Raw genomic sequence first — 22,565 nt, forward strand, 5'->3', positions numbered from 1 at the left:
ACTTAATCTGCAGATTTATAAGCTTCGTATTTATCAAGTTCTTTAGCAACAAACTTTTGCCATTTAGTTTGAGCTTCGGTGTTTATGGAATTATGACTTTCAGTATCGTAACGCTTTTGCATTTTAGCTAATTCTTCATTGCTGTTTTGGTGCAATCTATCCAGTGTTTTCTTGAGAAAATTATTAATCTTAACTTGACTTATTTGATGTCTTAATTTTCTAACATGCAACTCAGTTATATCAAAATGCAATTGCTCATGAGCCAAAATATATTGATTGGCTCGCTCTTTTATGTACCAGGATTTTTCAGGATAAAAATGTGCTTCAACATTGGCTGTAAAATCAATTACTTCAGAATTTCTATGTTTTAAACTATAAGAAAATGTAATTCCTGACGCAGTTACAGCAACAGCATCAGTATTTTTTTGAGGTTGACCTTTAAAGTGTTCCCAACTTAGTTTGTAGTTATTTCTCCAAGAGATTGTAACCTCGTTTGAAGTAGACAATAACACAATACTTAAAAATAAGAATATGGATTTAAGCTGTAACATGTTTTTAAAACGCTGGTTACACTCTAAATAGTATAAAGTATTTTACTTAGCCTCAACAATTGTTAAATCGTCGTACTTAACAATATAAACCGCTTCATTAAAGTAACCACCAAAAAGTTTTTTAGAATAACGGAATTTATTTTCAACATACTCTGTTTCTATCTCGCTTCCTGAAGCGTCAAATAAGTCTTCTTCAGACGCTAATCGCATTAGCACATCTAGAGTTAAGTCAAAACCTCTTACTGCATATTTGTTAGGTTCAACACCATTATGGTCTCTCTTATAAGCATTCACAAATCCATTTGTAGTTGAAGAGCTAAATGTTTTATTAGCTGAAGGATAATGAAACTTTAAGTTAGACAAATGGTAGTTTGAAATATTTTCACCTTCAAAAGCACTATTTTTATTAGTAGTCATAAGTACTATTTGTTGCTCATCGTTATGAATACCATTAAGCATACTTATAACATTAGATGCAAAAGCTTCGTTTGAGGTTTCTAGAAAAACAATATTTCTTCCTGGTTTAAAAACACCATCCAAATCAGAAATTAAAATATAATTTGAGTCTTTTCCGTCTTTATCCTTTCTTGAAAAGATTTGTTTTGATGCAGCGAGTTCAGATCTTATCATGCTACTAACCGCTTTATTTTTGGCATCAGAAATGATAACAATGTGTTTTGGTAATGTGTCTAACTTCACAAAGTTAATCATTGCTTTTTGGAGCAAATCAGAAGACGGTACAGTTTGATACACGTTATCATATAAGTTTTTTGGTGTTGTAAATGGCGAAATCACAGGAATGTTATCGCGTTTTAAATCTGAAGCTACACGATCAAAATTATCTGGCATTAATGGACCAATTACAGCATCATAATCTGAAAAGTCATTTGAATTTAAAATTTTAGTAACCTCACTAGCATGATCTCTAGTATCAAACACTTTTAAATACGTAGAAATTCCTAATCGTTTAGCCGAATCTAAAGCATACAGCATTCCTGCATGAAAATCTAATGAGATAGACAAACGACTGTCTGTTCTAATCGCTCTTTTCACATCAGCAATTGAGTCAATATCTATTCGATTCAATCGGTAAGGCATCATTAAAGCAATACGCTTAGTATTGAAGTTTTTAAGATGACTAGTCAAATTGGTATTTGCTACATCATTAGCTGATATTGTAGTATCAACATCTGCTGGCACTTTTAACACCATTCCTAGTTTTAAACCGCTTTCTTTAAGCTCAGGATTTAGAGTTTCTAACTGCTCTTGTGTTAATCCTAACTTTCGGTTTAAAGCCATATAACCTTCGCTCTTTAAAACCGTATAGTAATTGTAATTTTCCTCAATTACTTTTTCTTCATTATTAGAAATATTAGGAACATTAAGCTCGTCTCCAGGTTGTAAAACCTCATTCATATTAGGGTTTAGAGCTTCTAACTGTGGTACAGTTATTCCAAACTTATAAGCTACACGCCATTTACCTTCCTTTGGTAAAACCTTATACTTTTTGATACTATTATCAATAGTAACTTTAGATACTACAGTTTTATATCTAGGAATTTTTAGCTTATCGCCTTTTCTTAAATTATTGGCATATAAAAAGGTATTGTGTTTTTTAATCTCATCAATTTCAATATCGTATTCCTTAGAAATACTGTAAAGCGTTTCTTTTCGCTTGGTCTTATGAGTTCTAAAACCAATAATTTCTTTAGTTTCGGTAGTGAGATCTTCTTCTTTTACTTTTGAAGTAGGAATTATTAAAACCGTATTAACCTTTAGGCCTTTTTTAGCATCAGGATTTAAAGCATAAATATCAAAAGGTGTTACCAAATATTGTTTGGCAATGTCTTCAATAGTTTCTCCTTGTTTTACTTTGTGTGTTTTAAAATCTTGTGCAAATGCTGTAATACATGTTGCAAAAAAAATGATGGCTATTAAAACAAGTTTCTTCATATAATTTACTTTAAAATCCTAATCCAAAAGATTAAGGATTCCTGCTTAGCAGGACGTTGTTATTCCCATTCAATAGTAGCAGGCGGTTTTGAACTAATATCGTATACTACTCTATTAACGCCTTTTACTTTGTTTATTATTTCATTAGAAGTTTTTTGTAAAAACTCATAAGGTAAATTTACCCAGTCGGCAGTCATACCATCAGTACTTTCTACAGCTCTTAGCGCAACACATTTTTCGTATGTACGCTCATCTCCCATAACACCTACACTGTTTACAGGCAACAAGATTGCACCTGCTTGCCATACCTTATCGTATAAATCCCAAGCTTTAAGATTATCTATAAAAATAGCGTCTACCTCTTGTAATATACGAACATTTTCTCTGTTTAGACTTCCTAAAATACGAATTGCTAATCCTGGACCTGGAAAAGGATGACGACCTAAAATGTCTTTATCCATTCCCATTGAAGCACCTACACGACGAACCTCATCCTTAAATAAAGCTTTTAATGGCTCTACTATTTTTAGCTTCATAAAATCTGGTAATCCTCCAACATTATGATGACTTTTAATTGTTGCACTTGGACCTCCTGTTGCAGAAACACTTTCTATAACATCAGGATAAATAGTCCCTTGCGCTAACCATTTTACATCCTCAATAAGATGTGCTTCATCATCAAAAACTTCAATGAACACGCGACCAATAGCTTTACGTTTAAGCTCAGGATCGCTTACATCTTCCAAAGCATCCAAAAAGCGTGCCGAAGCATCAACGCCTTTTACATTAAGTCCCATGCCTTCGTATTGCTTAAGTACACTTTCAAACTCATTTTTACGTAGTAATCCGTTGTTTACAAAAATGCAATACAGGTTTTTACCTATGGCTTTGTGTAATAAAATTGCAGCTACCGAAGAATCTACTCCTCCTGAAAGCCCTAGTACAACTTTATCATTACCTAACTGTGCTTTAAGTGCATCAACCGTTTCTTCAACAAACGATTGAGGAGTCCAATCTTGTTCTACATTAGCTATAGTTACTAAGAAGTTTTCTAATAACTGTTTCCCATCTGTACTGTGATATACTTCAGGGTGAAATTGAATAGCGTAGGTTTGTTCTCCTTCAATTTTATAAGCCGCATTTTCTACATCGTGAGTACTAGCTAATAAAACACCATTAGTTGGTAATTGCTTTATAGTGTCGCTATGACTCATCCAAACCTGACTTCCTTTTGATATTCCAGAAAAGAAGGCTTCATTGTCTTTAACGAAACTTAAATTTGCTCTTCCATATTCCCTAGTGTTAGAAGGTGCTACTTCTCCTCCAGAAAAATGAGCCAAATATTGCGCACCATAGCATACTGCTAGAAGTGGCTTTTTTCCTCTAATTTCTGAAAGGTCAGGATGTAGAACATCTTCTCCTCTCACAGAGTTTGGACTTCCTGAAAGAATTACAGATTTAAAACTGTCTAAATCAGTTGGAATTTTGTTGAATGGATGAATTTCACAGTAGATATTCAACTCTCTAACGCGACGCGCAATAAGTTGTGTGTATTGCGAACCGAAATCTAAAATAAGTACTTTGTTGTGTTGCATGTGCAAAAGTAACAAGGTTTTTAGAATTTCGTTTTAGGAAACCAAGTTTTTTTTCAACTAAAATTCAAGGATCAAAAACTCACCTTTTAATGGTTGCAATTCGCTTATTAGTTTTGAAATAAATGTATTTCCGTATTCTAAGTAAAATTCAGAAAAGTTCATGTTACGCTCTTGCAAACTATGATTAGGAAATAACTCATTTTGAATTTCCTTTACACGCTCTAAGTGGTCGTTTAGTTTTCGCTTTTGGGCTTTAAGCAATCGCTTTTCTAAATTCTCAAGACCTTTTATTTGTTTGCGCTCTTGTGCTGCAACTGCACCTTTAAACGATTTGTCAGTTGCTTCAGCTAATGCATACAGGGCTTCAAACTGTTGTTGTAAATGTGATTTTTGCGAAGAAAAATCGATATCCACTTTCGAAATAGCTTTGGTCACTTTTGTCATTAAATCGTCTTGATTTAAAAACAAATCGGTTACAGAAACATCAAGCTTTTTAAGCTTTTCTTTTTGCTTTTCGGTAGTTATCAATACTGAGTTACGCAACAACAACATTGGAAACACCACGTTTTGCGCTTCAAAATTTAACTTGAGTTGTAACCAGTATGCTAACTCTCCGCCTCCACCAATGTAACAAAGATTAGGCAAAATAACTTCTTGGTATAACGGTCGCATAATAACGTTTGGCGAAAAACGCTCAGGAAACTCGTTAAGCTCTTGTAATATTTCGGTTTGGTTCCATGTAATGTTAGAATTGTGAACTCTAAAAACGCCTTCTTGCTCCACAATTCGCTCTCTTAAACCTTGTTTAATGTAAAACAGATTAATCTCTCTTGGATTAACTTGAATTTTATAATTGCCATCCAAAGCATTCAACTGCTCATTAGCCAAAGTTACCTTAGTAAAAGAGGTTTGCTGCGTGAGTTCTGTTTCTATATAAGGAATAAACAATCGCTTTAGTGCTGCATCATTTCCATCAACAATTACAAGTCCATACTCCTTAAACAAAGCATTCACCAAATAACGCATCGCTTGGGTTAAATCTTGATGCTCTAAATAGGCTTCTTTGAATAATTGTTTTAAGGTTTCTGCATTGGACGACGTGTTCAACTGACTTGCAAACGCTTCAAAAACATGGTCTAAATCGTCTAAATCCAATTCGCCTACAGCTCCTGATGCTGTTCTGTTCCACTGTACCTTTTTTCCTTTAAAATTGAAATAGTTTATTTCTTCAAAATCATGGTCTTCACTCGCCATCCAATATATAGGTACAAAATGCTGCTCAGGAAATTGTTGTTTCAACTCCTTGCACAAATTGATAGTTGAAATGATTTTATAGAAAAAATAAAGTGGTCCTGTAAACAAATTAAGCTGATGACCTGTAGTAATTGTAAATGTATTATCGTGCTCAAGTAACTGAATGTTCTGTTTTGTTAACTGAGATGTTGAAACACTTTCATACTGAGATTGCAGAGCTTTTACTAAAACAGTTCTCGATTGAGATGAAACCGACAACCGCTTTTCATCGATTTGCGCTTTGAAATTTTCTAGCTTCGGAAATCGGTTATAAAACGGTTTTAAAGGCTCTTGCTCCTCTAAATAGTCACAAATTAGACCTGAAAAATAATGGGTATCTCTAAACGGAATACAGTCAGTTGGCATAAATACAATTCAATTGAAGTGTAAATATACAGTTATTCCATTTTTTAGAATCTAAAAATTAAGTTAAGAGTTTCTCCATCATTCCTTATTCGGCTTAATCGCTTCTAATCGTTCAATGACTTTTGAATAGTATGCTACTAGTTTTTCGCCATTCTCCTTAGTAGGATTTTGTATGGTTTCCATTAAAAACGGAAATCTTGAAAAATCAAAGTCACTATTTTTAAACTGATTGAATGTTTTTTGCGACAACTTCTCCAATCTTTCTCTTTGGTTTTTACCTTCGACCATATAAGTATTGTTGATATCTACTAAAGTTACTTCAGTAAGTCCGTCTTCAAAATCGTCTTCAACCTCGAAGAAATAAGGTTTATAATTGGTATCTAATTTTGCTAAACTTAATTGCATATTATTCATTAATCCTTGCATTTGCGAAACCACTCCAGCCATATCGTTTGTATTAATTCCTACAGCTGTATTTACATAGGTAAACAGTTTTTCTCCTGAAGATTCTTCCCAAGACACTCCTATAATTCTTTTGTAGTCATTTATTTTCATATCGTTAGGACGCACAGCAATTGCTAAACCATCTCCATGACCAGATGGTAGAATATAATCACCTTTATTTGCTTTTCCTATAACCTTTACAGGAACTTGACCCATAAACGCAATACGCTCATACAAATGGGTTTCGTCTTCTTTTGGCATTGCTCCACTTATTAAAGGATTTTGAGAAACAATCATGTAGTTTTCAGCAGTAACAAACGACTTTGAAATTAATCCGCCTTTTACACCTACTACATCTCCAAAAGCAAAAACTTCGTTTTCATCATATTTCTTAAGCCATTCCGCATAATCGGCACTTCCAGATTCAAAAGCAACTCCAATGTTTATCGCATTATACAAGTACCATTCAGCCAATTGCATACCATCAACAGCCATATCAATAAATGACCAAATAGCATCATCGCAATCACCCGTAGCGCAAAACCCTGTAGCAGCTACCAGATTAACTCCTAAACGCTGAATAGACACTACAAAGTCCATTGTATAATGATAGGCTGTAAATGAAAAATCATTTTGGTAATACTCATTTTCAAATACATCTTCAATTAACTCTTCTGGGTCAAAACCAAATTCAGGTTCTGGAGTAAAATCGATAAATAAGTCAATTAAATCGGTTACTCCTGGTGGATCTATAATATCAATTAAAAAATCAAAAGCCACAGGTTCTAAGTAGTTGTTACCTTCTATTCGTCCTCTAACCTGATTATTTCCTGCCCAAAACGACAAATAGTTTTTAGTTCTATCAGGATTATTAGCATTGAGTTTTATGGCAATTCCTTGTTCACTTCCTTGAACTTGTAATGGGTAAGATCCATATTGGTTTTCATCGGTTTGTATTGTAGTTGCGTCAATTCGCACCACATCTTGTAAATGAGAAACACCTGCTACGTCAAGGCTTCCTGTAAGTTCAGTTGGACTTTCATTATTAACTTTAAATGCATTATTGATATTGGTTTCTCCATCAGCAGTTAACGTGTTTAAAGCTGAATGTTCATTAACCGTTATATTATCAAAAACACCATCGGTAAAATGTGCTGTCCCTTCAACATACAAATCGCCTGAAAGTGTTGTTGTTGCTTGATTATTTACATTGAGATTGTTGTTTAAGTTTGTTTCTCCATCAACTATTAAACTTCCTGTAAGGTGTGAAGGACTTTCATTATTAACCGTAAAACTATTGTTTAGGTTTGTTGCTCCATCAACATCTAAGGTTGAAGTCGCAATAATTTCTCTATGCTTTACATAAGGAATATAGGTAAGCTCTTGATAACTGAACTCCACAAAACCATTTCCATCAAACAAATCGATATCTACTTTAAGGTATTTGGAATTATTCCAATAGATTTCATTGAACTCACCAATACTTGAAGCTCCTTGACCAACCATTAAATTTATCATGCCATAAGGATCTGTTGTGGTATCATGAGATTCTTTATATTCAATAGCATTAGTGTTATCAATTATTGAAAACTGAACTCTCAATGGCACATTAGGCAAGTTATTTGAAGGAATATCTACACCAGGAATTTCCTGCGGATTATTGTCTATTATAACTGCTTGATAACTGATTCCGTCGGTTTGTGCTGTAACAATACAAGCTAAAAAGCATGATATTAAAAGAAGTGTAATTTTTTTCATAACTGTTGGGTTTTATTTTAATATGGACAATTACAACTTGGTAAATTGATGATAATACCAAAACCAAATTGATGTGACATAAATTTTAATTCTTCATTATCGGTGGAGTTGTCTTTATCAAGCAATGCTGTTTTTCCTAAGGTGTAATTTGCAGTGATCAATGTGTTTTTTGCAATAGGATAGGTCATCATTACACCTCCTCTTAAAAAGAAGATGGTGTTATTAAATTCTTCTTCACCAACCAGATTAAACACTTGGTTATTTACGGTTTGTGTACCTTGGATCATAAACTCAACTGAAGCCAATCCTTTTAGATAAAAAGAAAATTCTCTCATCCTAAACAACCTATAATCCAATCCTGCTTCAAAACCCAAATAGGTTACATCCCATTCAAAAAAATTATCCAAAGTTCGATCGCTTCCTATTGCACCATAACCATTATAAGTTGCTCCAAGTGTTATATGTAATGTTTCATCACTATTCAACACATCTCTATAACCCATTTTCATATAAAAATTAGGTTTAGACAGTAAATTATCTAAAGGTTCTCCTAAAGAATTTTTGTAATCAAAAGCAGACATAGCTTTACCAAATTCGGTAAACAATTGCTGACTTTTGCACTGCCATGACATCACAAAACACAGTATGATTATTATGTATTTCATGACCTTATTTTCTTATCAGTTTTGCAATAAGTACTTCTGTTCGCATTTGAATGTGCAGCAAATAACCTCCTGAACTCAAATCACCAAAATTGATGGTTAATGTTTGAATAGGGTTAAAGCTTTTGCTGTACACCAATCGTCCTAAAATGTCATGCATAGTCACTGAAATGACATCATATACTGGTTCATCAAATCTTACATAAACTCTATCCTCAAAAGGATTGGGATAAAAATATCCTAGTAGGTTGGCATCTAAATGGTCAGAAATAACAGTTGCCGAAATGGGTTGTAAAAACCCCTGTCTTAAGCTATAATTATTAGTATTAAATGTTCTTATTACACTGGCTTGCCCAATGCTTTCTTGTAAAAAATAACTTTTGTTATTAGCATACACAAAATGTGATGATCCTTGTGATGCCAATGTTTCCTTTTTTAAAATCTGTCCAAATCCTGAAAAAAAAGTGAGCAGAAAAAATGTAATTATCCAGTTTTGTTTTGACATGGCTACCTAGTTTTGTTTCAACTAAAGTATAGTGCAGAATGCGGTTAAAAAAGGAAAAAACGTCGTGTCCACCCTTTGTCCACCACCTTAAAAAACAGATGTTTAATAATTTGAAGATATTTATAACATAAATAAACAACTAATAAATAATTTTTCAAAACACTGATTAACAGTTTCTTACAAGTTAAAAATAAATGTTAGTATCTTACCTAATCTAACCACCACAAAACATGGAGTCTAAATATTACACTAAAAATGTCCCTGTCTTTAAAATTGCAAAAGGTGTCCGCAGTATGGTGGACAAATTAGTCGTTCTGTATTTTGCTATAGGAATTTCTCTATTGTCATTTTCGCAAAATCAACAAAAAATTGATAGTCTTTTAAAAGACTTTAGCTCACAAAAAACTACTATTGATAAAGTTAAAACGCTTCAAAATTTAGTTGAAGCTTACAAATATTATGATTTAAATAAAACTGAGTATTATGCTCACAAAAGCTTAAAACTATCAAAAACAACAACTGACACTCTTAGTATTGCTGGTTCACTATACCAACTAGGATCATTAAAAAAGAGTATGTCATATTTAGATTCTTCTGAGTATTATTTTAATAATGCTCTTAAACTCTGGAAACTTACCGATGATAAAAAATGGCTAGCTTCTTGTTACATTGGACTTTCAGATGTATATCGTCTCGAAGGCGACTACGATAAATCTATTGCTGCTATAAACCAATCCATTGTTTTAAGCAAAAGTATTAAAGACACTTTTAGCGAAGCTCTTGCTCTTGGCAATTTAAGTAGTATTTACAGAAATAAAGGTAATTACACCTTAGCATATACCAATATTATTAAATCTCAAAAACTGTTTGAGGACATTGAAGGCAAAACGTTGTACAAAGCTGACACATACAAATCTATTGGTGAAATTGAATATCACAGAGAAAATTACTTCGAAGCGATTAAAAATTACAAAATTGCGCTAGGCGTGTATAAAAAAGAAAACGATTATAATTTCCAAGGTTTAACGCTTAATAGGATAGCCAATGCATACATTAGTTTAAAACAATACGAATCGGCTAAAACTTATGCCACAGAAGCACTAAACCTTGCTATAGATAAAAATTTTGAAAATGTCATTTCAAGTTCTGAATTCCTTTTAGGCGAAATAAACTACGAAACAAAAAACTATAAAACAGCAGATTTTCTGTTAAATGAAGCACTAATAAAATACCGTTCCAGTAAAAACATTAACAGTATTTACACCGCTTTATTGGTACTTGGAAAAACCGCCACAAAAACAAAAAACTACAACGCAGCCAAGACCTACTTTAACGAAGGATTACTAATTGCTGACACCATAAATGCTCCAAGAGAATCGCAAGAATTTTATTACTACTTGTCCATACTTAATCTTGAGGAAAAAGATTACCAAAACGCTCATAACAATTTAAAGCGCTATTCAATTATTAAAGATAGTCTTTCAAAAGTTAACAATGCTAGAGATATTGCAGAACTAAAAACCATTTATGAAACTGAGAAAAAAGAAAAAGAAATTGCACTAAAAGCTGCCGAAATAGAAGTACTCAAACAAAAAGAAGCTATTGCAAAAAACCGTCAAATACTTTTGGGTATCATCATATTTTCAATTGTATTGCTTGCAAGCGCTTTGTTTTATGGGTTACGACAAAAAATGAAACGCAACAAAGTAGAACGCGAAAAACTGGATGCTTCGCTTCAGTTTAAAGAAAAAGAACTCACTACACACGCGTTACATTTAGCTCATAAAAACGAAGTATTGCTCGATTTAAAATCGCAATTGAAGGAACTTAAATCTGGTACAGACAATTCTAGAAGCTTCCAAAAAGTCATAAATGCCATCAACCTTGATATTAACAATGATAACAATTGGGAACAGTTTAGAACCTATTTTGAAGATGTGCATAAAGATTTCAACTCTAAGGTAAAACGCACCTTTCCTGAAGTGACTTCTAACGACCTTAGATTGATGTCTCTACTTAAAATGAATCTATCTTCAAAAGAGATTGCAAACATCTTAAATATTTCATCCGAAGGTGTCAAAAAAGCACGCTATCGTCTACGCAAGAAGTTAAGTCTATCCACCGAAGAATCGCTCCAAGAATTGATTATAGAGCTATAAACCAATAATTTACACATACCTTGTCCACCTTTTGTCCTTTAGGCAAAAGTGATTTGTCCGCTAATTGTCCACACTCAAAATTTTAGCTCATAGCAACTTGACATTATGTTTGTTATGTCATTAATATGACAAACCAGTTTTGTGGTGTCTTGCTCTGGTGAAGGCTGCAGACTCAACCAGTTGCAAGTCGCTGCAAAAACTCAATACAAACCACAAAACAAAAGTATTATGAACACAAAAATTAAACTTTCAACTCTTTTATTGGCTTTCATTTTAGTGTCTTGTTCCAATGAGGACGACACTTCTGGAGAGGCACCAACAAACAATACTATTGAGGTTTCCATAAACGAATATCCTACAAGTGGCGATTTAGTTACGACCATAACCTCTAACTTAATAGGCGACCTTAGCTTTAGCATTGCCTCACAGTCTGTTTCACAAGCTATGGGAATTGACTCCAATAGTGGAGAAATACGTGTATTGGCATGGCAAGAATTTGATTACGAAACTACAACTGAAATCACGCTTACTGTTTCCATTACTAACGGAACAGACACTGAAGAAAAAAATGTTATCGTATCCATTATTAATGTAGATGATATTTGGGCGTTCTTGAATAGCTCCAGAAACGCTTATGAAAATGCCGCAGACGGAACATGGGTTATGGTGACTGAAAGCGAATACAATGATTTGGCAAACTATATGGCTGAAGTCACCAAAAGTGGTGCAACCGATAGCGACCTTTTAAATTCTGCCAATATAAACGCAAACCCAGGACAAGCACTAATAGCAAATTTAAACGAAAGCACTATACCAGCATCTAGTTACGTATATGCCTTTAAGCATTACTCTTGGGCTAACAATGTTTCTGGAACTAAAGTAAAATTGTCTACAGGTACTGAACTAGGTGCTTATGAAGCATTAGGTGAAGCACTACCAGAACACAATGCAGAATACAACCATTTTGTACTTAAAGGTAATGCAACACCAACCACTAGTGTTGGTTATTTGGCGATATATGTCAATAATAGTATTGGTTATAAAAATATATCTGGTTCACCTTATGGCTGGGGAAGCGATGGTGACACCGACTTTTTAACTAATGGTAATGTTGGCGCTGTATTTTTATACCAAGGTTTAAGCACTACCTTAAAACAATGGGACTAGCTTAAACACTTCATTTACAGCATAAAGGGAAAACAGTTTTGTTTTCCCTTTTTTATTGGGTTTGTTAGAAAAATAGCCGAAATTAGTTGAATAACTATTAGTAATTAAAAGTAACCAAATATTAACCAACCCATTAAACATAAAAATTAAATATGAAATTAGTTACTCGTTGTCAATCTTGTAAAAAGGATATTAAAATAAAGTCTAACGCTCCAACTAGACCAGATTTACAAATGGAAAAAGGAGATGAGTTTAATGTGAATTGTCAAAATTGCGGAAAGATTGAAAAGAAACATGTAAATGACATACAAGCAGAACCTAATAATGCCTTAATTCTTATTGGAGTTGGAATTGGTATTGCATCTACCATAGTATTATGGAGTTTATTTGGAATTATTGGAACTGTAAGTGTTGTAATTCCTATTCTTTTTTGGTATCAACAAATGAATGCTACAAAAGGATTTAACTCCTATACAATTCGACGAAAATAAGATAATCTTTTAATAAAAAAACAACTCTTGAATACTATAGAGCATTATGATAATGAATAAAAAGACTACTACTCCTTAACCCACAACCTCAGCATAAAGGTCAAAATCTTCAGCTTCAATAATTTTTACGGTTGCAAATTCACCTGTTTTTAAATAGGTTGTGCTGGCATCAATAAGTACTTCGTTGTCTACATCTGGTGAGTCAAACTCTGTTCTACCTACAAAGTAATTACCTTCTTTTCTATCGATAACCACTTTAAACTCCTGTCCTATCTTTTCTTGGTTCAACTCCCAAGAAATTTGCGATTGTATCTCCATAATCTGGTTTGCTCTGTCAATTTTCACATCTTCAGGCACATCATCTTCTAGGTTGTAGGCATGAGTGTTTTCTTCATGTGAGTAAGTAAAACAACCTAAACGCTCAAAACGCATCTCCTTAACCCAATCTCTTAGAGTTTCAAAATCGTCTTCGGTTTCTCCAGGATATCCAACAATAAGAGTGGTTCTAATAGTCATTCCTGGTACTGCTTTTCTAAATTCTTTAAGCAGTTTTGTAGTTTTTTCTTTGGTAGTACCACGACGCATACTTTTTAAAATAGCATCAGAAATATGTTGTAATGGTATATCTAGATAGTTACAAATTTTTGGTTCTCTGTTCATAACCTCCAACACATCCATTGGGAAACCAGTTGGAAATGCATAGTGTAAACGTATCCACTCAATACCATCCACTTTTACAAGGTGTTCAAGCAATTCGGCTAGATTACGTTTTTTGTATAAGTCCAGTCCGTAGTAAGTTAAATCTTGAGCTATAAGTATCAATTCTTTAACACCATTGGCTGCAAGTTTTTCAGCTTCGGTAACTAGATCTTCAATAGGTGTACTTTTGTGTTTTCCACGCATTAATGGAATAGCACAAAAACTACAAGGTCTGTCACAACCTTCAGCAATTTTTAAATAGGCATAGTTTTTTGGTGTGGTCGTTAAACGCTCACCAATTAATTCATGCTTATAATCGGCACCAAGTGCTTTTAATAAATGAGGTAATTCGGTAGTACCAAAATATTGGTCAACATTAGGAATTTCCTTTTGTAAGTCTGGTTTATATCGTTCGCTCAAACAACCAGTAACAAATACTTTGTCAACTTCGCCAGCTTCCTTTTTTTGCATAAATTCCAAAATGGTATTCACGCTTTCTTCCTTTGCATTGTTGATAAATCCGCAGGTATTGATAACAACAACGTTACCTTCTTGCTCATGTACCACGTCTTTACCACTAGCTTTTAGCTGTCCCATTAACACTTCGCTATCGTACACGTTTTTACTGCAACCAAGTGTTACTACATTAATTCTGTTCTTTTTAAGCGATTTCGTTCTCATATGTATTTCCGCAAAAGCGGGAATCTTTTATACTTTACTTCTTTTTTAGTCCGCAAAGATACAATCTAATTTAAACCTTTAGTATATTTAATGGTCTTAAATACAAAGCTTTTATTATGAAATACCTTTTTTGCCTCTTTGTTTTAATAGGTTTTTATAATTGTTCATCCTCTGATGATGCAACCGATGACAGTCCTGAAGACCAAACTCCTGTTGATGAAATTTATTTTCCGCCATTAATTACAAGTACTGATAACCCTTGGGAAACGGTTAGTCCTTCGGAATTGGAATGGAATGAAAATGAAATACAACCACTTCTTGATTTTTTAGAAGAAAAAAACACCAAGAGTTTTATAATACTACACAACGGAAAAATTGCTCTCGAAGCTTATATGAACGAGCATTCTAGCACTACCAATTGGTATTGGGCAAGTGCAGGAAAAACCTTAACTGCAACGGTTTCAGGAATTGCACAAGATGACGGTTTACTAAATATTAATGCAAAAGTGTCTGATTATTTAGGTACAGGTTGGACGAGTGCTTCTCTTGAAAAAGAAAACCTAATTACTTGTAAACATTTACTATCAATGAGTAGTGGTTTGGACGATACAACAGGCGATGATGTTTCCCCTGAAAACCTACAATACATTGCTGATGCTGGTACACGTTGGGCTTACCATAATGTATATGTAAAAATGCAAGATGTGGTTGCTGAAGCGAGTGGACAAACATGGAATGATTATTTTAACGATAAGTTGAAAAACAGAATTGGGATGAATGGTTTTTGGACTAATTTGAACAGTCTTAGCGTCTACTGGAGTGACACTAGAAGTATGGCAAGGTTTGGGTTAATGATTTACGCAAATGGCAAATGGGAAAACCAACAAATAGTATCAGAGAATTACATTACCGAATCGACAAATACCTCTCAAGACATTAACAAAGCCTATGGTTACCTTTGGTGGCTTAACGGAAAAACTTCGTTTCACTTACCTCAAAGTCAACTAGAATTTTCAGGAGAACTGGTCCCTAATGCTCCAAGCGATATGGTTGCTGGTTTAGGTTTAAACGACCAAAAAGTATATGTTGTACCAAGTAAAAAACTGGTGATTATACGTATGGGAAATGAAGCTGATGAAGCTAATTTTGCACTCTCCAGTTTTGATAATGACCTTTGGGAAAAAATCAATGCTGTAATTAACTAGTTATAGTTTTTTGGAGCAACTCTCTTTTTTGAAGCTGCTTCATAAACATATGCCCAACTTAATAAGTTTTTTTCTGATAATGGTGTACTAATAAAGGTCAACCCTTTAGGAACACCATCTATTGTATAACCCATTGGCACTGTTAAAGCAGGATATTCAGCAACAGCAGCAAAACCTGCATGATAGTTGTTTATTGATAAAAATCCGTCGAGATCATGCGCTTTTTTTGGTACATCAAAATACAGCTTTCCATTAGTTTTTAGCGTTGCTTTAATACGTTCAAATTCACTATCAGTAGCAGAGTCAGCTACAATACCTTCAAACAATTTTTGTCCATAAGGCATTGTGTTTATAGAGTCTTTCTTGTTAAATTCGATAACATCTTGCACTGATGAAACTCCAACATTTGTATTGGAAAACGTTGATAAATATGTTGGCAAATCGGCTTTCATATCTAAATTCAATAAGCGAATAAAATCAGGCAGCTCAACCTCTTCTTCTTCAATTTCAATTATTTCAGCTCCTTGAGCTTTTAAAACTGAAAGTGCATTGACGTAAAGAGAATCTTCCATCAATCGTTTAAATGCACCAAAACGTTTTCCTTTTAAATCATCTTTACTAAAATCACCATCAACATAATACACTTTAGGCCATTTTAGAGTAAGCGACTTAGCATCTGCTTCATCAAAACCATACATGGCAGCAAGTAAAATGGCATTATCTATAACATTTTTGGTCATTGGTCCTGGAGTATCCAATGTTGAAGAAATTGGAACAATACCACTACGACTCAATAAACCAATAGTCGGTTTTAAGCCTACAATAGAGTTTTGACTTGAAGGTGATAAAATTGACCCTGAAGTTTCACTACCAACTGCAGCTACACAAAAATTGGCAGCAACAGCTACTCCACTTCCTGAACTTGAACCTCCAGTATCAATAATTTTTCGGCCATAAGGGTTTAAGGTTTGACCTCCAATAGCACTATAACCACTTGGACAATCACCACAGAAAAAATAAGCCCATTCACTAAGGTTGGCTTTCCCTAAAATAAGTGCGCCTTCACGCTTTAATTGCGAAACAATAAAAGCATCTTCAGTAGTATTGTTTTGAAGTGCAACTGCTCCTGCTGTAGTAGGCATACCTGATGTATTTATATTGTCTTTTAAAAGTATCGGCATACCATAAACCGAAAAATTAAACTGCTCTGTAATGTCCATATTTTTCAGTTGCTCGTCTTTAGCTTTAGCCTCAGCAATTACATTAGGATTTAATGCTATTACTGAATTGAGAGATAATTCGTTTTCTCTGTCAAATACTCTAATACGATATAAATAGAACTTAGTTAAAAGCTCATAAGTTAACTTCCCTTCTTGCACATTTTTATGCAATGTTGGAATATCCTGTTCAAGAATAAAAGGTTTTAGACTATTGTAAGTAGCTTCAGTAAAATCTTCTAACTCTGAATTGAAAACCTCCCAAAGTTCAGTAGTATTAATGTATTTTGAATCTAAGACCTTAAATTCTCTAAACTCTTTTGTGGAAATATCACTAATATCAGTAGATGGTGTCTTATCTGTTTTAACATTAGACTTTGACTCTTTACACGATAAAATCATACAAAGCGCAATAAGGGAAAGTATTAATCTCATGACTTCTATTTTTTAATAAAAATACAAAATCACTTGCATTAATTTAAGCAACATAAGGACTTTGTGACAATAAGAATTCATGAATTCGCCATCTAAAAAGGAAAAATAAAACCACAAGACCCAACAAGATATAAACGGTTTTATAGTTGTAATTACGTTTGATCATCATTCTTACACAAGTAAAAATGATAATGATGAAAAAAGGCAAAACAAAATAAGAAGGAAAAGCCATATAATATGGCAGATAGTCAGGAATTAAAGGATTATCTGGTATTATGAAAATCCCAAGAAATCGTTGTGTATATTCAAAAAACATTAAAGCCGAATACAATAGTATAATAATTGTAATCGGCTTTAAAACTTTAGTTTCTCTTAAATTGAAAGATTCACTTTTCATAATGAGATTCCTGTTTTACAGGACTATTTTTTACTTGAAGAACGAATCAACAAACTCATATTTATTAAATACCTGTAAGTCTTCAATACCTTCTCCTACTCCAATATATTTTACTGGGATTTGAAATTGGTCAGAAATACCAATTACCACACCACCTTTAGCTGTACCATCTAACTTGGTTACTGCCAGTGATGTTACTTCGGTTGCAGCTGTAAATTGTTTGGCTTGCTCAAAGGCATTTTGACCTGTAGAACCATCTAAAACCAAAAGTACATCGTGTGGTGCATCACCAACTACTTTTTGCATTACACGTTTTACCTTAGTCAGCTCATTCATTAAATTGACTTTATTGTGCAAACGTCCTGCAGTATCAATAATGATAACATCAGCATTTTGGTTAACACCAGACTGTAATGCATCAAAAGCTACAGAAGCTGGATCGCTTCCCATGTCTTGTCTTACCATAGGCACATCTACTCGATCTGCCCAAACCTGAAGTTGATCAATTGCTGCAGCTCTAAAGGTATCAGCAGCACCAAGTACTACTTTTAATCCTTGCTTTTTAAACTGATAGGCTAACTTACCAATGGTTGTTGTTTTACCAACACCATTAACACCTACTACCATTAACACATAAGGCTTTTTATCTTGTGGTATTACAAAATCAGTTTCTTCTCCAGAGTTGGTTTCACTTAGCAAACTAGCAATTTCCTCGCGAAGAATTTTATTTAACTCATCAGTACCTAAGTATTTATCTTTAGCTACACGAGCTTCAATACGTTCAATAACCTTAAGTGTGGTATTAACACCTACATCACTTGATACTAAAACTTCTTCTAGATTATCTAAAACTTCATCATCAACTTTAGATTTTCCGGCAACAGCTTTACTTAGCTTACCAAAAAAACTAGTATTGGATTTTTCGAGACCTTTGTTTAAGGTTTCTTTTTTTTCAGAAGAAAATATTTTTTTAAAAAAACTCATGACCTAAAATTTGTAATGTCTATGCAAAAATCTAGCCTAAAATAAATACTGCTATTCTGTCATAATAGGCTGTCAAATATAGACATAAAAAAACTGCTTTCAAATGAAAGCAGTTATAGAATTAAATATGATTATTTAATTATTTTGTCTTTAAAAAATCATCAACAAATTCTGGTGCCATAACTGACTCAACGAACATATAAGCTCCAGTTTTTGGTGATTTTACCATCTTTATGGCTTTAGTTAATCTTTTAGATCCTGTTTGTAACGATGCTACTGCTTTCTTTGCCATGATTCAATTATTTTATCTCTTTATGAATAGTCATACGCTTAAGGATAGGATTAAATTTTTTAATCTCCATTCTATCTGGCGTATTCTTTTTGTTCTTAGTTGTAATGTAACGAGAAGTTCCTGGTTGTCCAGACTCTTTGTGCTCAGTACATTCTAATATCACTTGTATTCTATTACCTTTCTTTGCCATTGTAACGTATCTTTATGCGTTATGCTTTTATTTTAAAAATCCTTTAGCTTTAGCTTCTTTTAATGCTGCTGTGATACCAATTTTATTGATAGTCTTTAACGCAGATGTAGAAACTCTTAAAGTTACCCATTTATCTTCTTCAGGAATATAAAAACGCTTTTTGATTAAATTCGCATCAAATTTACGTTTAGTTTTATTCATAGCGTGAGAAACATTATTTCCAACCATCGCTTTCTTTCCAGTAAGTTCACAAACTCTTGACATTCTTTCTAACTTTAAATGTTGTTATTTTAAAACAGGCTGCAAATTTAGTAAATCTTTATAATATCAACAAACTAATATCGTTACTTTTTTTAAATTTCTTTTTGAATCATTTCAAAAGCTTTGTTTACCGCCTTTTTAATGACTTTTGTTCTATGGTTTCCAAAGTTAAATTCTTGAGAATATACTTTGTCTTTTGTAGCTATTGCAATAAATACTGTTCCAACTTCTGCATCGGCATCTCCTTTTGATGGTCCTGCATTTCCTGTTGTAGCAATAGCATAATCGGTATTAAACAATTGTAAAACTGAGGTTGCCATTGCTTCAGCAACTTGCGCACTAACCACAGAGTACTTCTTAATTAAAGCTTCGTCAATCTTTAATACGTTTATTTTAGCTTCGGTAGCATAACTTACCACACTTCCTTTAAAATATTGTGATGCTCCTGCATTTGCAGTAAACGATTCTGCAATTTTTCCTCCTGTACAACTTTCTGCAGTTGCAATGGTTTTATTTAATTTTACTAAATGCTTACCTATAATTTCTTCTAGCAAGCCTTCATCTTCAAAGCCAACAAAAATATCTTCTATTTGAGGCAATAACTTATTAATTTCTTCTTGTATAGTGGTTTCCACCAACTCTTTATCTTGATGCTTAGCAGACAATCTTAAACGTACTCGACCTAAACTAGGTAAATAAGCCAGTTTTAAAAATTGAGGTAAGTTATCCTCCCATTCTTCAATTCTTTCTGCAAGAGTACTTTCTCCCAACCCATTAGTTAAAACCGTTTTGTGCTTTATATAAGGAAATTGAAACTGCTCTCTCAGTCTTGGCATCACTTCGTCTTTAATTAATGCCTTCATTTCAAAAGGCACACCAGGAAGCGAAACAAATACTTTTCCGTTTTTTTCCAACCACATTCCTGGAGCGCTACCATACTTATTCATTAGCACTTTAGATTTGGTAGGCACTAAGGCTTGGTCTATGTTAACCTGAGATAGTGGTTTTTTAATATAATGCTCCCAAAGAAACTCGATATTTTTTCTAACAGAAAGGTCTTCGAGCAATTCGTCATCAAAATATTCAGCAATAGTTTTTTTTGTAATATCGTCTTTGGTTGGTCCTAAACCACCAGTAATAATAATGATGTCTGCATTTTCTTCAGCTTCGGCTAAAGATTTTAAAATGTGTGCTCTATCATCTTGAACCGAAGTAATTTGATAGACAGACACTCCTATTTTATTTAATTGTTCAGCAATAAACGCTGAATTGGTATCAATAACCTGACCGATGAGAATCTCATCACCAATAGTAATTATTTCTGCTTGCATTATAAGTTGAAGTCCGTTTTTAACTCGGCAGTTGCATTTTCAACAGCGTTTAAAACAAGTTCTAGTTCTTTGGAAATATCATCTCCAGTTTTTTCAAACTTCCCCCAATCTTGTACTGTTATTAAATCTTGTAAAACACCAAGCTCAAAAAGATCTACTGTTGGTTTCATTTTATGAGCTGCTTGGTAAGTAGTATAATAGTCATTATCTGCTACAGCGTTCTTTAATCGCTCAGCATCTTCTGGTACTTCTTCGAGAAAAGCTTCGGCTAATGACTTTACAAAATCTTCGTCACCACCTGCTAATTCTCTTACTCTAAATAGTTTATAATGTTGTTCCATTTATTTAACAGTTATTGAAAACATTTGTTTGTTTTCCAAAAATCCATCAAGCTTATCGTTTGCAATTACCTTGCCAACACCTGATGGAGTTCCCGTAAAGATAATATCTCCAATCTTTAAAGTAAAATATTTTGACACATATTCGATGATTTCATCAATTTTCCACAGCATCAGGTTTGTGTTGCCTTTTTGTACTACTTCGCCATTTTTTTCTAAAGTGAAGGACAAATTATTAACATCTTTAAACTGCTGTTTATCAACCCAATTACCTACTACCGCTGCTCCATCAAAGGCTTTGGCTTTCTCCCAAGGTAATCCTTTAGCTTTTAATTGCGCTTGTAAATCGCGAGCAGTAAAGTCTATTCCCAAACCTATTTGGTCATAATATTTATGTGCAAATTTTTTATCAATATACTTACCTACTTTATTGATTTTTACCAAAACTTCTACTTCATGATGCACATCGTTGGAAAAATCTGGAATAAAAAAAGGCTGTTTCTTTAAAAGAATTGCTGTATCAGGTTTTAAAAACACAACAGGATCGGTTGGTTTTTCGTTTTCTAGTTCTTTTATATGGTCGGTATAATTTCGACCTATGCAAATGAGTTTCATAACATCTACCAAACCCTCTCTAAAAGAGAAGGGATTTTTATTAATTAGTTTGACAAAGTTAATGTTATAGCTGGAACAGTTTTTAAATCACTTTGAAATTTATTTGAAGAATGGACTTTCCACTCTCCAGAAATATATGCTGCCATTTTATATTTGCCTTCTTCTGCACAAATACCAGAAATTATAGGATTATGCCTTATACGTTTTTCCTTTTTTTTATTGTTTTTACCAAAATGAAATGTAACCTCCTCTTCATTAAAAGGTATGTATAACCATTCAAAAGCCACATATAATCCTTCTCTTGGAAAAATTATAGCGTAGTCAGAAACATCTATATCTACAGTTTTTTGCTTCTTTTTTAAGGTAACTATTACATTTTCTTTTAGTAAATCTTTCTGCGGAAGACCATCATTTCCTATAGTGTACAAACGAAGTCTAAACTTTGCTTTATTGTTTTTAAAATTTCCAAAATGAAACCTAACAGACTTTAAGTACTCTGTATTTTCGTAATGTTCTTCTAAAGGAAAATATAAGGCTAATATCCAAGGGTTTCTAAAAGATGATCCAAAGCCTTGGCACAAATCGTCTTCGGTAATTTTATTAATTTCTAAAGTTTTTTCTTCAAACTTTTTTGAAATTACAACTTCGTCTAGCTGCTCGTTTAAAGGCTGTAAAACTAGCTTTGAAACCTTTAAAAATGAAGATACTAAAAGTGTAGTGTCTTTATAACCCAACGATGACAACTTAACATTTTTATGCAAGTTATTATTCTCTATAGCAAGTGTATAATTTCCTTCTTCATCGCTTGAAGTTCCTATTTCAGACTCAAGAACACTTATATTAACATAAGGAATTGGTAAATTCGTATCACTATCAACAACTACTCCTTTTGCTAATTGCTCTTGAGATAAAACAAAAAATGGAAAAAGAAATATTAAAAACTTCATCTTAGAAAATGGGATTTCTGTCTTTCCTT

General features: G+C 33.4%; 22 protein-coding genes. 4 read left to right on the plus strand and 18 right to left on the minus strand.

Annotation, left to right across the window (positions count from 1 at the left end; all coding sequences use genetic code 11):
* Positions 1-2: 2 nt before the first annotated feature.
* From OD803_RS00175 to OD803_RS00205, 7 genes are all read right to left on the minus strand, one after another.
* Complete coding sequence (locus OD803_RS00175; protein WP_262731932.1) at positions 3-551, minus strand: DUF922 domain-containing protein; 549 nt, start codon at positions 549-551, stop codon at positions 3-5.
* Positions 552-593: 42 nt separating this feature from the next.
* A complete protein-coding gene (locus tag OD803_RS00180) occupies positions 594-2,504 on the minus strand; it encodes a LysM peptidoglycan-binding domain-containing protein (protein ID WP_262731933.1) in 1,911 nt (636 codons plus the stop codon).
* A 59-nt stretch (positions 2,505-2,563) separates the two neighbouring features.
* On the minus strand, positions 2,564-4,099 hold the full coding sequence (gene guaA / locus OD803_RS00185; RefSeq protein WP_129759002.1) for a glutamine-hydrolyzing GMP synthase: 1,536 nt from the start codon (positions 4,097-4,099) through the stop codon (positions 2,564-2,566).
* 57 nt (positions 4,100-4,156) lie between these two features.
* Positions 4,157-5,758, minus strand: a complete 1,602-nt coding sequence (gene bshC, locus OD803_RS00190; protein WP_262731934.1) for a bacillithiol biosynthesis cysteine-adding enzyme BshC — start codon at positions 5,756-5,758, stop codon at positions 4,157-4,159.
* Positions 5,759-5,836: 78 nt separating this feature from the next.
* Positions 5,837-7,960 carry a hypothetical protein gene (locus tag OD803_RS00195; protein ID WP_262731935.1) on the minus strand — a complete coding sequence of 708 codons (2,124 nt, stop codon included), beginning with the start codon at positions 7,958-7,960 and terminating at the stop codon, positions 5,837-5,839.
* A 17-nt stretch (positions 7,961-7,977) separates the two neighbouring features.
* Complete coding sequence (locus OD803_RS00200) at positions 7,978-8,625, minus strand: outer membrane beta-barrel protein (RefSeq protein WP_131505727.1); 648 nt, start codon at positions 8,623-8,625, stop codon at positions 7,978-7,980.
* Positions 8,626-8,629: 4 nt separating this feature from the next.
* Positions 8,630-9,127: a T9SS type A sorting domain-containing protein gene (locus tag OD803_RS00205; protein WP_131505728.1), complete on the minus strand. Its 498-nt coding sequence runs from the start codon at positions 9,125-9,127 to the stop codon at positions 8,630-8,632.
* 230 nt (positions 9,128-9,357) lie between these two features.
* Between OD803_RS00205 and OD803_RS00210 the strand changes: the two genes are divergently transcribed.
* From OD803_RS00210 to OD803_RS00220, 3 genes are all read left to right on the plus strand, one after another.
* Complete coding sequence (locus OD803_RS00210; protein ID WP_262731936.1) at positions 9,358-11,286, plus strand: tetratricopeptide repeat protein; 1,929 nt, start codon at positions 9,358-9,360, stop codon at positions 11,284-11,286.
* 228 nt (positions 11,287-11,514) lie between these two features.
* Entirely contained in the window at positions 11,515-12,453 is a 939-nt protein-coding gene (locus OD803_RS00215) for a cadherin repeat domain-containing protein (RefSeq protein WP_262731937.1), read from the plus strand.
* A 152-nt stretch (positions 12,454-12,605) separates the two neighbouring features.
* Complete coding sequence (locus OD803_RS00220; RefSeq protein ID WP_262731938.1) at positions 12,606-12,944, plus strand: hypothetical protein; 339 nt, start codon at positions 12,606-12,608, stop codon at positions 12,942-12,944.
* 75 nt (positions 12,945-13,019) lie between these two features.
* On the opposite strand, the gene rimO is transcribed toward OD803_RS00220, so the two are convergent.
* Entirely contained in the window at positions 13,020-14,324 is a 1,305-nt protein-coding gene (gene rimO, locus OD803_RS00225; protein ID WP_131505731.1) for a 30S ribosomal protein S12 methylthiotransferase RimO, read from the minus strand.
* Between the two features lie 116 nt (positions 14,325-14,440).
* On the opposite strand from rimO, the gene OD803_RS00230 reads away from it, so the two are divergent.
* The gene (locus tag OD803_RS00230) at positions 14,441-15,529 is read left to right on the plus strand and encodes a serine hydrolase domain-containing protein (protein ID WP_262731939.1); all 1,089 of its coding nucleotides are present in this window, start codon (positions 14,441-14,443) and stop codon (positions 15,527-15,529) included.
* Here the strand turns inward: OD803_RS00230 and OD803_RS00235 are convergent.
* From OD803_RS00235 to OD803_RS00280, 10 genes are all read right to left on the minus strand, one after another.
* Entirely contained in the window at positions 15,526-17,181 is a 1,656-nt protein-coding gene (locus tag OD803_RS00235) for an amidase family protein (protein ID WP_262731940.1), read from the minus strand. The two genes, OD803_RS00230 and OD803_RS00235, sit on opposite strands and share 4 nt — an antisense overlap.
* A gap of 43 nt (positions 17,182-17,224) precedes the next feature.
* Entirely contained in the window at positions 17,225-17,578 is a 354-nt protein-coding gene (locus tag OD803_RS00240; protein WP_262731941.1) for a hypothetical protein, read from the minus strand.
* A 30-nt stretch (positions 17,579-17,608) separates the two neighbouring features.
* Complete coding sequence (ftsY, locus tag OD803_RS00245) at positions 17,609-18,562, minus strand: signal recognition particle-docking protein FtsY (protein WP_262731942.1); 954 nt, start codon at positions 18,560-18,562, stop codon at positions 17,609-17,611.
* 139 nt (positions 18,563-18,701) lie between these two features.
* Positions 18,702-18,854: a DUF4295 domain-containing protein gene (locus tag OD803_RS00250; RefSeq protein ID WP_129759011.1), complete on the minus strand. Its 153-nt coding sequence runs from the start codon at positions 18,852-18,854 to the stop codon at positions 18,702-18,704.
* Positions 18,855-18,861: 7 nt separating this feature from the next.
* The gene (rpmG, locus tag OD803_RS00255) at positions 18,862-19,044 is read right to left on the minus strand and encodes a 50S ribosomal protein L33 (protein WP_091426518.1); all 183 of its coding nucleotides are present in this window, start codon (positions 19,042-19,044) and stop codon (positions 18,862-18,864) included.
* A 27-nt stretch (positions 19,045-19,071) separates the two neighbouring features.
* Entirely contained in the window at positions 19,072-19,308 is a 237-nt protein-coding gene (gene rpmB / locus OD803_RS00260) for a 50S ribosomal protein L28 (RefSeq protein ID WP_129759012.1), read from the minus strand.
* A gap of 89 nt (positions 19,309-19,397) precedes the next feature.
* Positions 19,398-20,636 (minus strand): competence/damage-inducible protein A, encoded by a 1,239-nt coding sequence (locus tag OD803_RS00265; protein ID WP_262731943.1) that lies wholly within the window; start codon positions 20,634-20,636, stop codon positions 19,398-19,400.
* A complete protein-coding gene (locus OD803_RS00270; protein WP_131505737.1) occupies positions 20,636-20,977 on the minus strand; it encodes an Hpt domain-containing protein in 342 nt (113 codons plus the stop codon). Before OD803_RS00270 ends, OD803_RS00265 begins: the two co-directional genes overlap by 1 nt.
* Positions 20,978-21,589 (minus strand): fumarylacetoacetate hydrolase family protein, encoded by a 612-nt coding sequence (locus OD803_RS00275; protein ID WP_129759015.1) that lies wholly within the window; start codon positions 21,587-21,589, stop codon positions 20,978-20,980.
* A gap of 44 nt (positions 21,590-21,633) precedes the next feature.
* Positions 21,634-22,536, minus strand: a complete 903-nt coding sequence (locus OD803_RS00280) for a carboxypeptidase-like regulatory domain-containing protein (RefSeq protein WP_262731944.1) — start codon at positions 22,534-22,536, stop codon at positions 21,634-21,636.
* Positions 22,537-22,565 lie beyond the last annotated feature (29 nt).

The sequence above is a fragment of the Gaetbulibacter sp. NE genome (assembly GCF_025548475.1).
GTDB classification, from domain to species: domain Bacteria; phylum Bacteroidota; class Bacteroidia; order Flavobacteriales; family Flavobacteriaceae; genus Gaetbulibacter_B; species Gaetbulibacter_B jejuensis.

What these genes read in the sequence shown, in the direction of transcription:
- OD803_RS00265 (WP_262731943.1), bottom strand. Translation starts at nt 20,636, where the DNA reads ATGCAAGCAGAAATAATTACTATTGGTGATGAGATTCTCATCGGTCAG.
- OD803_RS00280 (WP_262731944.1), bottom strand. Translation starts at nt 22,536, where the DNA reads ATGAAGTTTTTAATATTTCTTTTTCCATTTTTTGTTTTATCTCAAGAG.
- OD803_RS00275 (WP_129759015.1), bottom strand. Translation starts at nt 21,589, where the DNA reads ATGAAACTCATTTGCATAGGTCGAAATTATACCGACCATATAAAAGAA.
- OD803_RS00200 (WP_131505727.1), bottom strand. Translation starts at nt 8,625, where the DNA reads ATGAAATACATAATAATCATACTGTGTTTTGTGATGTCATGGCAGTGC.
- OD803_RS00230 (WP_262731939.1), top strand. Translation starts at nt 14,441, where the DNA reads ATGAAATACCTTTTTTGCCTCTTTGTTTTAATAGGTTTTTATAATTGT.
- OD803_RS00220 (WP_262731938.1), top strand. Translation starts at nt 12,606, where the DNA reads ATGAAATTAGTTACTCGTTGTCAATCTTGTAAAAAGGATATTAAAATA.
- OD803_RS00210 (WP_262731936.1), top strand. Translation starts at nt 9,358, where the DNA reads ATGGAGTCTAAATATTACACTAAAAATGTCCCTGTCTTTAAAATTGCA.
- OD803_RS00235 (WP_262731940.1), bottom strand. Translation starts at nt 17,181, where the DNA reads ATGAGATTAATACTTTCCCTTATTGCGCTTTGTATGATTTTATCGTGT.
- guaA (WP_129759002.1), bottom strand. Translation starts at nt 4,099, where the DNA reads ATGCAACACAACAAAGTACTTATTTTAGATTTCGGTTCGCAATACACA.
- ftsY (WP_262731942.1), bottom strand. Translation starts at nt 18,562, where the DNA reads ATGAGTTTTTTTAAAAAAATATTTTCTTCTGAAAAAAAAGAAACCTTA.
- OD803_RS00175 (WP_262731932.1), bottom strand. Translation starts at nt 551, where the DNA reads ATGTTACAGCTTAAATCCATATTCTTATTTTTAAGTATTGTGTTATTG.
- rpmG (WP_091426518.1), bottom strand. Translation starts at nt 19,044, where the DNA reads ATGGCAAAGAAAGGTAATAGAATACAAGTGATATTAGAATGTACTGAG.
- OD803_RS00215 (WP_262731937.1), top strand. Translation starts at nt 11,515, where the DNA reads ATGAACACAAAAATTAAACTTTCAACTCTTTTATTGGCTTTCATTTTA.
- rpmB (WP_129759012.1), bottom strand. Translation starts at nt 19,308, where the DNA reads ATGTCAAGAGTTTGTGAACTTACTGGAAAGAAAGCGATGGTTGGAAAT.
- OD803_RS00270 (WP_131505737.1), bottom strand. Translation starts at nt 20,977, where the DNA reads ATGGAACAACATTATAAACTATTTAGAGTAAGAGAATTAGCAGGTGGT.
- OD803_RS00195 (WP_262731935.1), bottom strand. Translation starts at nt 7,960, where the DNA reads ATGAAAAAAATTACACTTCTTTTAATATCATGCTTTTTAGCTTGTATT.
- OD803_RS00240 (WP_262731941.1), bottom strand. Translation starts at nt 17,578, where the DNA reads ATGAAAAGTGAATCTTTCAATTTAAGAGAAACTAAAGTTTTAAAGCCG.
- rimO (WP_131505731.1), bottom strand. Translation starts at nt 14,324, where the DNA reads ATGAGAACGAAATCGCTTAAAAAGAACAGAATTAATGTAGTAACACTT.
- OD803_RS00205 (WP_131505728.1), bottom strand. Translation starts at nt 9,127, where the DNA reads ATGTCAAAACAAAACTGGATAATTACATTTTTTCTGCTCACTTTTTTT.
- OD803_RS00250 (WP_129759011.1), bottom strand. Translation starts at nt 18,854, where the DNA reads ATGGCAAAGAAAGCAGTAGCATCGTTACAAACAGGATCTAAAAGATTA.
- OD803_RS00180 (WP_262731933.1), bottom strand. Translation starts at nt 2,504, where the DNA reads ATGAAGAAACTTGTTTTAATAGCCATCATTTTTTTTGCAACATGTATT.
- bshC (WP_262731934.1), bottom strand. Translation starts at nt 5,758, where the DNA reads ATGCCAACTGACTGTATTCCGTTTAGAGATACCCATTATTTTTCAGGT.